Origin of the sequence: Escherichia sp. R1 (genome assembly GCF_003000935.1) — a bacterium.
In the GTDB taxonomy this organism is placed as follows: Bacteria; Pseudomonadota; Gammaproteobacteria; order Enterobacterales; family Enterobacteriaceae; genus Escherichia; species Escherichia coli.
The window spans coordinates 24,943-38,249 of sequence record NZ_PSRU01000023.1; the positions used below are offsets into that span (position 1 = coordinate 24,943).

The window sequence follows — 13,307 nt, forward strand, 5'->3', positions numbered from 1 at the left end:
CTAAAAGCGTATACCAATTCATGAAGGAGCGGCCACAGTGGCACGGACAACACGCCCCCTTACCAACACCGAAGTTCTTCGCGCTAAAGCGTTAGAGAAGGATCTAACTCTGCATGATGGCGATGGCCTTTTCCTGATAGTGAAAACCAGCGGGAAAAAGCTCTGGCGTTTCCGTTATCAACGTCCAGCGACAAAACAGCGGACAATGATGGGGCTTGGTGCTTTCCCCGCCCTTTCACTTGCTGACGCCCGAGGGTTAAGAGCGGATTACCTTGCCTTGTTAGCCAACGGAATTGACCCACAAATTCAGGCCGAAGTTGCAGAGGAACAGCAGCAAATCGCTCTGGACAGTATTTTCTCAATGGTCGCCGCTAACTGGTTCCAGCTCAAAAGTAAAAGCGTTACCCCTGATTACGCAAAAGACATTTGGCGCTCATTGGAGAAAGATGTATTCCCTGCCATCGGTGAGATCCCCGTTCAGCAAATTAAAGCCCGAATATTAGTTGAAGCATTGGAACCAATCAAAGCTCGTGGAGCGCTTGAGACTGTACGTCGACTAGTGCAGCGTATTAACGAGATAATGATTTATGCCGTAAACACTGGTCTGATTGATGCCAATCCAGCATCAGGTATTGGAATGGCCTTTGAGAAGCCCAAAAAACAAAACATGCCGACGCTGCGGCCAGAAGAATTGCCGAAGCTGATGCGTTCTTTAGTCATGTCAAATCTGTCTGTTCCGACTCGCTGTCTCATTGAATGGCAACTCCTGACGCTCGTGCGCCCTTCTGAGGCCTCTGGTGCCCGTTGGGCAGAGATCGATCTCGATACGAAGCTCTGGACTATTCCAGCCGAACGGATGAAAGCTAAGCGGGAACACATTGTTCCTTTATCACCACAGGCATTAGAGATTCTGGATGTAATGAAGCCAATTAGCGCTCACCGAGAACATGTTTTTCCCAGCAGGAATGATCCTAAACAACCTATGAATAGCCAAACTGCTAATGCTGCTCTTAAAAGGATTGGTTATGGCGGTAAACTCGTTGCTCATGGGCTTCGTTCTATAGCTAGCACAGCGTTGAACGAGTCTGGTTTTAATTCCGATATTATAGAATCAGCTTTAGCGCATATAGATAAAAATGAAGTACGGCGGGCGTATAATCGTTCTATTTATTTAGAACAACGCAGAGAATTGATGTCATGGTGGGGTATAAAAGTAAAATCATAGGGCTTTCGCCCTATGATTTAATAATTATAAAGTTTCCAATGCGAAATTTCGATATCTCATTAGTGCATAAATATATCTAGTAGTAGATGCAGGTGTCCATGTTCTCTCAAGTTCTTTTGCTAGTGCTGCCCCCATCATTTTCTTATCATCATCGCCAAATTTATTTACATAAGCATTTAATATTTTGATAGCTGGAGATTCAGTGACTAACCTAGCTAAAGCCCTTTCAAGGCTGATGCTTTCTAATATAACTTCTATTTTATTATTTATCACCACACCATCATCTTGTCGAGAACAAAAACCTAAAGAAATTAAATCCTGCACTGCATTCCTATGTTTATTCGCCTGAATGAATGAATGGCTCATTTTTTTATTGGCGCACAGATACTCGGCAACTTCGAGTGTTTTTTCTGGCGAAGTAGCAGCTAAGAAAAGTGATCCTCTTCTATTACGTGCCCCTCTTTTATCTAGATCAATCGCCCCAAATGCTGGGGAAAACAACTCGCCATCATATATAACCACAGATTTCCCGATAACCGCTATCAGCCCCGTAAATTGTAACCAAGCCAATAATTTTGAACTATAAGACTTAGGATAACCACCGTCTTTATTCTTATAAGTATGGGCTATTATAGATTCATACTTATCGATAGGAACTCTTCTTAAATCGGCATCAACAATATTCTCTGCCAATTCTAACAAAACACTATGACTCTTAAAATGCTCACGAAGAAACTCAGGGACATTTGTGATAGTCTGTTTACAAACTATATTCCCATTTAAATCTCTGTCTATGAGAACAAAATACTGCAAATCCATTAAAACATTTATTAATGTTCCCCGACTATATTTTAGTTTAGTTTGCAGTTCATCCAAGCTAATGGTTTTGAACGAGTTTACAACATCAAGAATTAACAAAACCATTTTCGGAGATGTTGATGGCATATATGACCATGGTATAACTGGAAGGTCATTTCCTTTCAAGTAATCTCGAAAAACGTCCCAATACACTGATAATTTTTCACCTGTTTTAATTACCATCCTATCTGAAATTAGCTCTAAAACAGTATCACTCCCAAACTCTTTAGTAACTTCATATTGACTAATCGGAGAGTTCTTTGCCACAAATTTTAAACATGAATTTTGTTTTTCAGGCCTATCTAAATCCTCATGAAATAAATTTGAGATCTGTAGTTGACTAACCAACATTTGATCCTGTGAGATACCTCCTTTTAGTTTTTTGAATACATGAATACAAAGCTTTTTCAATAACCATGGATAACCTTGAGCTTGCTGAATAAGACGCGTGCGTAAAGGTTTATTTAATTTAAACCCTGTATTTAGCTCGAAACTATTAATTAATTTAGATGAATCTTTTAGATCAAAAGGCTCAAGTTTCTTTTCAACCCTATAATCTTTTAGCCGATTCCACATTGAGTACGCTGGATTTTCATCCCCTAAAGTAATACCAGTTCTCCATGAGAACCCTACAACTAAATTGCTTTGTAGTGCCGAGACATCGAGTGCGAATCGTTCAAATTCTTTAAATAGCCCGAATAGTTCCTCTTTCATAAAGACTTCTTCGAACTGATCAAAGAAAATAGTCAATACCTTATCATGTTCGGAAAGGTATTTTAAACATTCCTGAACACTCTCAGATCCTATGATATCCGTAACACTCTCAATCAGGAATGGTTTTTCATATTCGATAAAACCTTCTTTGATCGCACTGCTGAAAGCTTTAACGACAGCTTCTGCCACAAAACGTCCGCCTCTAGCAGAACGGACATCGACTGGTGTAAGGAAGAATTTATTCTTCCATTTTTGATTTTTAAATCTTGAGGATAGCCTTGCTATTAAAGATGACTTTCCATTTCCTGAACCGCCTATAAGTGATAGGACTCTACTTTGAGAGCTATTTCCTCTAACATTCTCAAGATAATCCCAAACTTCTTTCTGTATATATTCGCGACCAACAAAGTCTTTCGGCTGACATGGCTTATAATCCATAAAATCGTCAGCAAGAATTATTTCACTGACAATTTCCCTTTCGTAATTTTCAGATAATTTTGAAGACGAAACAGTTTGTTCCGGTTCAGATAATATATAAAAATCAGTTACTTCCAACCCTTCAAAAAGCCCTTGCTCCTTTATAATATCACTTATGCGACTGACACTTGGAATTTTACTATTTTTATTTATAGCGAACGGCACCACTCTTATAGGGCTACCATTTTCAACTTCTTGCAAAAGCCAAGTCATTTCTATTTCAGGATGAACTAAAAGTGTTGCACTAGTATATTTTGCCGGAATGTCATCTGTTGGAATATCCTCAACCTTACCTGTTGCAAGTATAGATATAAGAATCTCTTTTTTATCAAAAAAAGAATAATCTATACGCTCATCAAGTCTATAATCCTCAAGCGTTGACTGAGCATCTTTACCCAAATCAGAAATTGAAAAAAGTGCAATTTTTTTAACTCTCAACCTAAATGCTTGAGAAAATGCCAAATCAACCACAGATGAATCAACTTTTTGCTGCATGAATTTACATTCTACATACAGCTTTTCATTTGATGGTGTATGAGTAGCCTGAATATCAATTTCCATGCCAGATTTTCTGACTTCCATACCATCAATTCTATACGATTGCCGGCGGAGTATATCAGCGCAAAAATTCTCGAAAAACTTCCCTCTCGAGGTATTGGAATAATTACTAGGTACACAAACTATCAAATCTTTATTCAGTGGTAACGGCCTGGCCATTTATACACTCCTTATCTCATATCCTTTTGACAAGTAAGATATCAACCTCGAGTTTCAGAAACCAGTATCTTGCGCATATTTACGACATCAAAACTTTTGGTTATGCACCCACAGCGCGCAGTGCTTTCCCCGCCTCGCCCGCCCGCTTTGCGGGGCGGTTTTAATACAGTTGCACTGACACGCTCAGACCGCGCCGGGAATGGTGCGGTCTGCAGAAAATGAGGCAGGAAAACGCATGCAAAGCCATGCACCTTATCGATGCATGGCTTTTTTCAGTAAAAACGGGAGGATTTTCGGGGAATTTTACACAGACTGACGTGATGCCAGTTGCGCACTTTTACGCGAAAAAATCATGTTCTGCGCAGGGGTGAATTTTTCACGGCTGTCATCCACCGAAGCCGCGTCAGGCCTGAATCCGATGGTCGTTAAAATGTCACTATCCTGTGCGGAATAATTAATTTTTTCCCCCTTCGCAAGCCAGGACAGAAGGGCTTCACGCAGGGCATCTGTGGCACGCTGTATGGCACAGTTTCGGGCAATGGCCGTCAGCTCACTGTAGCCCATCAGCTCCGGTGCCAGTGCCGCCGCCAGTGCTGTGCCGTGCTGCTGCATAAAATCATTCAGCCGGTCGCGGATGCTGATGTGCTGAACGGCTTCATGCGAACGAATATAACGACCGGCGGCCTGATTCACCTGCCATTTTCTGACTTCGATAATATTGCGTAATTCGTCCAGGCGACTGACGTTTCTGCCTTCTCCTGACTGAAGCCGCAGATATTCCTGTTCGGCCGCAGCCAGCTCATTTTTGCGTTGCAGCCATGCTGCTTTGTTATTCTGACAGGTGTCAAAGGCCTGCTGTAAGGCTGTGCTTTCCATCGTTATCTCTTTCTCATCATGCTGAAGAATAAAAATACGGTGTGCGGCGACGGCCGGTGTTAACCGGCAGCCCTCATTCCAGACGCAGCGAATATGATTGTGTTTTTAACCGTACTGGCGGCAGTTCCTGTTTTTCATGCAGGCTTTCTGCAAGCTCGTCCGGCGTGACCGGGCGGACAATGAAGCGGTTGATGGTCTGAAGCGTTTTAAACACCAGACCACAGCCCGGATCCGTGCACACATAAAAACGCTCGGTGACTTCCTGAGACAGACGCCGCGATGTTCTTGACAGCGCAAGGCCTTTACATCTCCGACAACAATATCCGGTAACAAGCATTCTTTTCGGGCGCTTCATGCTGCCGGAGGCTGACGTCAGTGAATCGCGGTATCTCTGTTTGCCTGAAATGTATTCCATTCCTGAATCTTTACAGTCAGAGAAAAAGCTTTCACTCGCTTCAAATGTCGCAGAGCAATAAATATTCCGGCACTGTGCAATCATTATCTTGGTGCCATCGTCCATGAAATGTGCGCAACGGGTGTGAGCAACATGTCCACACGACGGGCAGTAAATCATGACAGCAGTCCTCTGGCCTTAAGCTCTGCTCCCTGCTGGTCTATTTTGTCCTGCCACACCTTGCGCTGTGCCGGTGTGCCTGCCACCTCATAATCCATGTGCGGGAGTGTTGCCGCTGACAGTCCGGTCAGCCGGAGAACCGGCTCGCCGGTGAGGCTGATTTGCATCTGTTTTATTTTCTGTTCCAGCGATGATTTCACCTGCTGCATGACAGCCTTATCGGGTGCGACGTAGCCCTGATGCCCGGTGGTGTTGGCGAGCGGATTTTCCTGTACCAGAATGCTCAGATGCATTGCCCGGACAAGCGCCTCACAGGTTTCATTCAGGGCGTGTTCCAGCTCATGCTCTGCATACAGACTCAGAAGGTGATGATGTGCCTTCCGGTAGGCGGTGGCCGTGCTGTCACACGCCCCTTTCAGGCGTTCGCGTTCAAAATTCAGCACCACGGCCAGATTGTCATATTCCTGTACCAGCTCCCGGCGTGCCACGCGCTCAATGTGGCGCTGTTTCAGCTCGTCGCTCAGGACACCACCGGCTGCACGAAAGGCCGTGCGCCAGTCGTCAGCGTCGTTTCCGTCGGCCTGCGCCAGCGCATTTTTTTCCTGCTCTGCCCGTTCAATGGCCGTGACGGTCTCATCCATCAGTCGGGCGTTCTCAAGGTGGGCGGCTCTGGCCTTTTCCAGTTGTGCCAGTGCGGGTTGCAGATATTCAGGGATGGTGTTGTCAGACATTTTCCGGCTCCTCGTCACTTCAGGTTGAGAAAATTGTGACGTACACCGGACAACAACACGACGCATTGCAGATGTGCCAGCCCTGACACAGGAGACTCATCCTCACACCGGCAAGCCAGGAAAAGGTCGCTGGAAAAAACGGCTTACTGTTTATTTTTTTTATATTTTACTGTTCACCTCTGTTCACCATAAGAAAAAAGATAAGTAATACAGTAAGTTAAAGGGTGAACAATCGCAGTAATGACTGTTCACCGTCTGTTCACCACTGTTCACCCGTTGATGGGCTTTTTGTGCTGTTTATTACTGTTTGTTTTTATTAATTCGCCGGGAATGAATAAGAAAAAACGATTTGTATTTCACTATAAAAATTACGAATTGCTTTAAGTGGCTTTAAATGACTTTAAGTGGAGATGAACAAAAAATACACAAGCATTGTAAGGCTGCCGGAACAAATCCCCCCTGTTGCGTCTGCTGAAAATATTCACAAAATAAAGCGCTACCCGAAGCCGGACGGACTTATCCGGTGCTGTATGGACATTAACGAGGTAGCCCGATGCAAGCTGTTTTTTCTTCCCCGTCTCCCGCCCCTGTGACGCCACTGATGCCGCTGCCGGACATCACACAGGAGCGTTTTTTACGTCTTCCGGAAGTGATGCACCTGTGCGGCCTGTCACGCTCGACCATCTATGAACTCATCCGTAAGGGGGAATTTCCGCCGCAGGTGAGTCTTGGCGGTAAAAATGTGGCCTGGCTGCACTCTGAAGTCACCGCATGGATGGCCGGGCGCATTGCCGGACGCAAACGGGGGTACGACGCATGATGATGCCCGCTCTGCAAAAACTCCCTTTTTCTGGCTTGCCTTTTTCCGGCATTTGCGGATATAGTTTTTCCGCTGCCGCAAAATCGGCAGCCGGGCGTGAGAACCCGAGCAATTCACAGGCGACATATGACGCGCCACGCGTCTTTTTTTGTGTCGCAATCAATGCCACAGAGCGCCAGATTATGGTGTGGTGTGTGGTCAGTCGTGCAGATGGCATTCCGTGCATCCTGCCCGCGTCCGCTCATTATGCCGCAGAGTCAATGGTAGCTCAGGCGGGGCAGCCTCCGGGCTGGCCGGTATCCTGTGAAGCCGGTATTCTCACCCCCGTCTGGGCTATCGCCATCGAGCGTGAGAACTCCGGCGATAGCGTTATTTGCTATTCACAGGAGGCTGCCATCATGGCTACAACCCTTACCCCCTCACACCCTGAATTTGTCTTTGTGTTTGCGGCTGTCCGTCGCGCAGACCGTCATCCCCGTATCTGTATGCTTCGCACCGTCGCCGGTGATGAACGCAGCGCCCGCCGTTCCCTTGTCCGTGACTATGTGCTCTCCCTTGCTGCCCGTCTGCCGGTGATGGGGGTGTCCCGTGCGTAATAAAAAAGCCCCTCAGACCGTCTCAGCGCGTCATGACGCCCGTGAACACCTCAGCATTGAGGCTTACCATAAGCTCAACCGCGCCAGCGCCGTATCCCAGTTTGTTGGGGGTGATTTGATTCACCGTGAACTCTCCGGCCTGCATCAGCTCTACATTCCGCATATTTTCAGCTACCTGAATGAAGATATTGATTTTGTGCTGAATGAGCTGAAAGCCAAAGGCCTGTGCCGCGATTTTCTCGCCCAGCAGAAAGACCGGGGAGACAGGACGCATGTTTGATTTTCCCCAGCCCGGTGAGATTTACCGTTCTGCCGGTTTTCCCGATGTGGCCGTGGTCGGCATTCTGGAAGACGGTATTCCGTGGGAAATGCCGTACCGCTGCCCGGACATTGTCTGGAATCCGTACCGCCGTAAATTCAGTATCCTTGTGCGTATCCTCGCTGACGGGCGCACCACAGACATCCCGCTGGGGCGTTTTCTGCGGGAATTTACCTGTGACCGTCCTGACCTGTTCAAACGCAGCCCCGTAAACCGGCATGCGGTACTGAAAGAAATGGCCGGAGACCCGGAATTACAGAAATGGCGGGAGAAATATCTGGATATTTACCCGCAGGACCCTGTTCCGGTCAGCCGGGCGGCACCGGTGGCGCGGGAATGGCGGGAAATTCCCCGCACGGAGCCTGACCCGGAAACCACCCCGGATAACAGTTACCGCAATTATCTGTAATTAAAAAACGACACCCGAAAAATTAAATGTGCGTATTCGCGCAGGGATACGCACGTCTTCAGGAGACGCAGATATGCCTTATCAGTTAATGCAACCGGCACGGAATGCAGTCATCTGTCACAGGGAGGAAAGCAAATGAAAACACCCTTACCGCCCGTCTTACGCGCAGCCCTTTACCGTCGCGCTGTCGCCTGTGCCTGGCTGACCGTGTGCGAACGTCAGCACCGCTACCCGCATCTCACCCTTGAGTCACTGGAGGCGGCCATCGCCGCTGAGCTGGAGGGCTTTTATCTGCGCCAGCACGGTGAGGAAAAAGGGCGTCAGATAGCCTGTGCCCTGCTGGAAGATTTAATGGAATCCGGCCCCCTGAAGGCCGCGCCGTCGCTGTCCTTTCTCGGGCTGGTTGTGATGGATGAACTCTGTGCCCGTCACATAAAAGCGCCGGTACTGCACTGAAGGAGAACAACACCATGAAAATGAACGTAACCGCCACCGTCAGCCATGCGCTCGGCCACTGGCCGCGTATTCTCCCGGCGCTGGGGATTCAGGTGCTGAAGAACCGTCATCAGCCCTGTCCGGTCTGTGGCGGGAGTGACCGCTTCCGTTTTGATGACAGGGAGGGGCGCGGCACCTGGTACTGCAATCAGTGTGGTGCCGGTGACGGCCTGAAACTGGTTGAAAAGGTGTTTGGTGTTTCCCCGTCCGACGCGGCCGCAAAGGTGGCTGCCGTGACCGGCAGCCTGCCACCGGCTGACCCGGCAGTGACGACCGCCGCCGTTGCTGAAACAGACGCTGCCCGGAAGAACGCCGCCGCACTGGCACAAACCCTGATGGCGAAAACCTGTCCCGGAACCGGTAACGCCTACCTGACCCGCAAGGGCTTTCCCGGCCGGGAATGCCGGATGCTGACCGGCACACACAGAGCCGGTGGCGTGAGCTGGCGCGCCGGTGACCTTGTGGTGCCACTGTATGACGACAGCGGCGAACTGGTTAACCTTCAGTTAATCAGTGCTGACGGCCGTAAGCGCACCCTGAAAGGCGGACAGGTCAGGGGCACCTGTCACACCCTTGAAGGACAGAATCAGGCAGGAAAACGTCTGTGGATAGCGGAGGGATACGCGACCGCACTTACCGTGCATCACCTGACCGGTGAAACGGTGATGGTGGCGCTTTCTTCCGTGAACCTCCTTTCTCTGGCCAGCCTTGCCCGACAGAAGTATCCGGCCTGTCAGATTGTCCTTGCCGCAGACCGTGACCTCAGCGGTGACGGCCAGACAAAAGCCGCCGCAGCCGCAGATGCGTGTGAGGGCGTTGTTGCCCTGCCGCCGGTCTTCGGTGACTGGAATGATGCCTTCACGCAGTACGGCGGGGAGGCCACCCGTAAGGCCATTTACGATGCCATCCGGCCACCGGCTGAAAGCCCGTTCGACACCATGAGCGAAGCGGAGTTTTCCGCCATGAGTACCAGCGAAAAGGCCATGCGTATCTATGAGCATTACGGCGAGGCGCTCGCGGTCGATGCCAACGGCCAGCTTCTGTCCCGTTATGAAAATGGTGTCTGGAAGGTGCTGCCACCACAGGACTTTGCCCGGGATGTGGCCGGGCTGTTTCAGCGGCTGCGCGCGCCGTTCTCCTCCGGGAAGGTGGCCTTCGTGGTGGACACCCTGAAGCTGATTATTCCGCAACAGGAAGCCCCCTCCCGCCGCCTGATTGGCTTTCGTAACGGCGTGCTCGACACGCAGAACGGCACGTTCCACCCGCACAGTCCGTCACACTGGATGCGCACCCTGTGCGATGTGGATTTCACCCCGCCGGTGGAAGGTGAAACGCTGGAAACCCACGCTCCCGCGTTCTGGCGCTGGCTTGACCGTGCCGCCGGTGGCCGTGCGGAAAAACGCGACGTGATTCTGGCCGCACTGTTTATGGTGCTGGCAAACCGCTACGACTGGCAGCTCTTTCTGGAGGTGACCGGTCCCGGCGGCAGCGGCAAAAGTATCATGGCCGAAATAGCCACCCTGCTGGCTGGTGAGGATAACGCCACGTCGGCCACCATCGAGACGCTGGAATCCCCGCGTGAACGTGCCGCGTTAACTGGCTTCTCACTGATACGCCTGCCGGACCAGGAAAAATGGAGCGGCGACGGAGCCGGACTCAAGGCCATCACCGGCGGCGATGCGGTGTCCGTTGACCCGAAATACCGGGATGCGTACTCCACGCACATCCCGGCGGTAATTCTGGCCGTGAACAATAACCCGATGCGCTTCACCGACCGCAGCGGCGGCGTGTCACGCCGGCGGGTGATTATTCACTTCCCGGAACAGATAGCCCCGCAGGAGCGCGACCCGCAGCTTAAGGACAAAATCACCCGCGAGCTGGCGGTCATCGTGCGTCACCTGATGCAGAAGTTCAGCGACCCGATGCTCGCCCGGTCACTGCTTCAGTCCCAGCAGAACTCAGACGAGGCACTGAACATCAAACGGGATGCCGACCCGACGTTTGATTTTATCGGCTATCTGGAAACCCTGCCGCAGACCAGCGGCATGTATATGGGGAACGCCAGTATCATCCCGCGTAATTACCGTAAATACCTCTATCACGCCTATCTGGCCTACATGGAGGCAAACGGCTACCGGAATGTACTCAGTCTGAAAATGTTCGGGCTGGGGCTGCCGGTGATGCTGAAGGAATACGGACTGAATTACGAGAAGCGCCATACCAAACAGGGGATACAGACCAACCTGACGCTGAAAGAGGAAAGCTACGGCGACTGGCTGCCAAAATGTGACGACCCTGCAACAACCTGACCATCATGACTCATCTGACCGGCATCTGCCGGTCTTTTTTCATCCCTGAATCCCCCGAAGGTGAACAATCCAGTGTTCACCCTTCACCGTATGTTCACCCGTTATCACACTGAAATTAAAAGAGAAAAACGAAAGGTGAACAGTGTGAACAATCAAATCAAAAAAAACTTTTTTTCTTCCTGTGTGATTTTCAGTGCGGAGGATTAATCGCCGGTATGAGTCACACCGGCAGAATGCCGGAGGTGAAGAATCGAATGTTCACCCTTCACCCATTATTTACCACCTATCCAACTGAAATAAAAGGAAAAAACAGAAAGGTGAACAGTGTGAACAGTTCTTCCGAAAAAAAATTTTTTTCCTGTACGATATAGCATCAATCCAAGTAAAAATGCGCTTTCATTTCACATTAACTTACAGCCATTGGTATACGATTAGGTATACGCACAAAAACTGAATTAAACAAAATCATTAAAAATCAAAGCAATACAATATTTATTCAAACTCCGCCAGCTCCACCAATCATGATTGGACGGTGTAAGGACTACACCAACAAAAACAGGAAGTTATAAGTCTCAGCAGGACACCGACCAGACGGTGAGGAGACAAAAAAGGATACGCAACGGAGTCGCGACTCCCTATGACATTAAAGCCCGCTGATGCGGGCTTTTTTATTGGTCCTGACCCGCCCTGAATAGAATTCATCCAATTACAGTCCAGACATATACAGTATCCCTCAGCTCAGTATCAGCTTCTCGACAAATGGTCACTGTTATTTACCCGTTGCCAGAAAGAGAATAATTTGCTCCCATAGCCAGCCTTCCCGGAATCTGTATATTCATTAATATTGTTATCGATTCCATCAAGTAACATAGGTTGGATGCGATTGATCTTACTCACATTAGTCGACACGGAACTCAGTAAGTTGAACTCTGGAAAAGCAGTTTAAATAGCATTTAAACAAATGCCACCAGTTCGAAAAAGAGTATAAGCACACTTAATATATTGTTTTAATTATTCATTTCCTTTCAACCCAATTCTTATCCCTCACATTATTTGTTATTAATTTGTTATTTTTGATCACAATAAGAAAACAATATGTAACTTTTATGCGCATTTTTCAGAAATGTAGATATTTTTAGATTATGGCTACGAAATGAGCATCGCCATGTCACCCTACATCTCATAAGAGGATCGCTTCTGATGAATGCACTGACCGCCGTACAAAATAACGCTGTCGATTCAGGCCAGGACTATAGCGGATTCACTCTCATCCCGTCGGCGCAATCCCCGCGTCTGCCGGAACTCACCTTCACCGAACAGACGACCAATCGGTTCCTCGAACAGGTTGCCGAGTGGCCCGTGCAGGCGCTGGAGTACAAATCGTTTCTGCGTTTTCGGGTAGGCAAAATTCTCGACGATCTGTGTGCGAATCAGCTGCAACCGCTGCTGTTGAAGACCCTGTTAAACCGCGCTGAAGGTGCGCTGTTGATCAATGCGGTGGGTATCGATGATGTCGCGCAGGCGGATGAGATGGTGAAGCTGGCGACGGCGGTGGCGCATCTGATTGGTCGCTCCAATTTTGACGCCATGAGCGGTCAGTATTACGCGCGTTTCGTGGTGAAAAATGTTGATAACTCAGACAGCTATCTTCGTCAGCCGCACCGCGTAATGGAGCTGCACAACGACGGCACTTACGTTGAAGAGATCACTGATTACGTGCTGATGATGAAAATCGACGAGCAAAACATGCAGGGCGGTAACTCGCTGCTGCTGCATCTCGATGACTGGGAACATCTGGACCACTTTTTCCGCCATCCGCTGGCGCGCCGTCCGATGCGCTTTGCCGCGCCGCCGAGCAAAAACGTCAGCAAAGATGTCTTCCATCCGGTGTTCGATGTCGATCAGCAGGGCCGCCCGGTGATGCGCTATATCGACCAGTTTGTCCAGCCGAAAGACTTCGAAGAAGGCGTGTGGTTGAGCGAGCTTTCGGACGCCATTGAAACCAGTACAGGCATTCTTTCTGTACCCGTTCCCGTTGGCAAATTCCTGTTGATTAACAACCTGTTCTGGCTGCACGGTCGCGACCGCTTTACTCCGCACCCGGATCTGTGCCGTGAACTGATGCGTCAGCGTGGCTATTTCGCTTACGCCACTCACCACTACCAGACGCATCAGTAAGCGCAAAGG

The 13,307-nt window shown here is 49.2% G+C and carries 13 protein-coding genes; 8 read left to right on the forward strand and 5 right to left on the reverse strand.

The window, feature by feature from the left end; translation table 11 throughout:
- Positions 1-37: 37 nt before the first annotated feature.
- Positions 38-1,225 carry an integrase domain-containing protein gene (locus tag C4F37_RS23010; protein WP_000124712.1) on the forward strand — a complete coding sequence of 396 codons (1,188 nt, stop codon included), beginning with the start codon at positions 38-40 and terminating at the stop codon, positions 1,223-1,225.
- A gap of 24 nt (positions 1,226-1,249) precedes the next feature.
- On the opposite strand, the gene C4F37_RS23015 is transcribed toward C4F37_RS23010, so the two are convergent.
- From C4F37_RS23015 to C4F37_RS23035, 5 genes are all read right to left on the reverse strand, one after another.
- Positions 1,250-3,991 (reverse strand): restriction endonuclease, encoded by a 2,742-nt coding sequence (locus C4F37_RS23015; protein ID WP_000113630.1) that lies wholly within the window; start codon positions 3,989-3,991, stop codon positions 1,250-1,252.
- Positions 3,992-4,032: 41 nt separating this feature from the next.
- Positions 4,033-4,242 (reverse strand): hypothetical protein, encoded by a 210-nt coding sequence (locus C4F37_RS27965; RefSeq protein ID WP_071590424.1) that lies wholly within the window; start codon positions 4,240-4,242, stop codon positions 4,033-4,035.
- 52 nt (positions 4,243-4,294) lie between these two features.
- The gene (locus C4F37_RS23025) at positions 4,295-4,867 is read right to left on the reverse strand and encodes a phage polarity suppression protein (protein ID WP_001430678.1); all 573 of its coding nucleotides are present in this window, start codon (positions 4,865-4,867) and stop codon (positions 4,295-4,297) included.
- 73 nt (positions 4,868-4,940) lie between these two features.
- Positions 4,941-5,441 (reverse strand): ogr/Delta-like zinc finger family protein, encoded by a 501-nt coding sequence (locus C4F37_RS23030; RefSeq protein WP_001774020.1) that lies wholly within the window; start codon positions 5,439-5,441, stop codon positions 4,941-4,943.
- Entirely contained in the window at positions 5,438-6,172 is a 735-nt protein-coding gene (locus C4F37_RS23035; RefSeq protein WP_001392508.1) for a hypothetical protein, read from the reverse strand. The genes C4F37_RS23030 and C4F37_RS23035 overlap by 4 nt, the downstream gene beginning before the upstream one ends.
- Before the next feature lie 553 nt (positions 6,173-6,725).
- Here C4F37_RS23035 and C4F37_RS23040 point away from each other — a divergent pair.
- The 7 genes from C4F37_RS23040 to glaH all read left to right on the forward strand — a co-directional run bounded on the left by C4F37_RS23040 (position 6,726) and on the right by glaH (position 13,298).
- Positions 6,726-6,992, forward strand: a complete 267-nt coding sequence (locus C4F37_RS23040) for a helix-turn-helix transcriptional regulator (RefSeq protein ID WP_001149160.1) — start codon at positions 6,726-6,728, stop codon at positions 6,990-6,992.
- On the forward strand, positions 6,989-7,588 hold the full coding sequence (locus tag C4F37_RS23045; RefSeq protein WP_001774021.1) for a host cell division inhibitor Icd-like protein: 600 nt from the start codon (positions 6,989-6,991) through the stop codon (positions 7,586-7,588). The genes C4F37_RS23040 and C4F37_RS23045 overlap by 4 nt, the downstream gene beginning before the upstream one ends.
- On the forward strand, positions 7,581-7,868 hold the full coding sequence (locus C4F37_RS23050; protein ID WP_001244665.1) for a hypothetical protein: 288 nt from the start codon (positions 7,581-7,583) through the stop codon (positions 7,866-7,868). Before C4F37_RS23045 ends, C4F37_RS23050 begins: the two co-directional genes overlap by 8 nt.
- The gene (locus C4F37_RS23055; protein WP_000459295.1) at positions 7,861-8,316 is read left to right on the forward strand and encodes a hypothetical protein; all 456 of its coding nucleotides are present in this window, start codon (positions 7,861-7,863) and stop codon (positions 8,314-8,316) included. Before C4F37_RS23050 ends, C4F37_RS23055 begins: the two co-directional genes overlap by 8 nt.
- Before the next feature lie 135 nt (positions 8,317-8,451).
- Positions 8,452-8,772, forward strand: coding sequence for a DUF5375 domain-containing protein (locus tag C4F37_RS23060; protein WP_000856729.1), 321 nt, complete (start codon positions 8,452-8,454; stop codon positions 8,770-8,772).
- Between the two features lie 14 nt (positions 8,773-8,786).
- Positions 8,787-11,120 (forward strand): primase-helicase zinc-binding domain-containing protein, encoded by a 2,334-nt coding sequence (locus C4F37_RS23065; RefSeq protein WP_106106717.1) that lies wholly within the window; start codon positions 8,787-8,789, stop codon positions 11,118-11,120.
- Positions 11,121-12,320: 1,200 nt separating this feature from the next.
- Complete coding sequence (gene glaH, locus C4F37_RS23085) at positions 12,321-13,298, forward strand: glutarate dioxygenase GlaH (RefSeq protein ID WP_001539393.1); 978 nt, start codon at positions 12,321-12,323, stop codon at positions 13,296-13,298.
- Positions 13,299-13,307: the final 9 nt, after the last annotated feature.